Origin of the sequence: Verminephrobacter aporrectodeae subsp. tuberculatae At4 (assembly GCF_000193225.1) — a bacterium.
Lineage (GTDB): Bacteria > Pseudomonadota > Gammaproteobacteria > Burkholderiales > Burkholderiaceae_C > Acidovorax > Acidovorax aporrectodeae.
Genome location: NZ_AFAL01000658.1, coordinates 1 through 223, shown reverse-complemented (window position 1 = coordinate 223; position 223 = coordinate 1). Strand labels below are relative to the sequence as shown.

Genomic DNA, 223 nt, shown 5'->3' with positions numbered 1-223 from the left:
ACAGCCACCTTCACGCCCACGGCCAACGCCAGCGCGCCGACGAACACCATCCGCGTAAACCTCCGCGGCGTGCGCGACGACGCGGGCAACGCCGGGACCGGCAGCGCCATCAGCACCAACTACTCCGTCGATACCGTGCGCCCCACGGCGACCATCGCGCTGGCCGACAACGCACTCATCGCGGGCGAGAGCACAACAGTCACCATCCGCTTCAACGAGCCCG

General features: G+C 69.1%; 1 protein-coding gene. It reads left to right on the top strand.

Annotated features, from left to right (window positions below):
* On the top strand, nt 1–223 hold a 223-nt coding region (locus VTU_RS33900), incomplete at both ends, for an Ig-like domain-containing protein (RefSeq protein WP_010107347.1).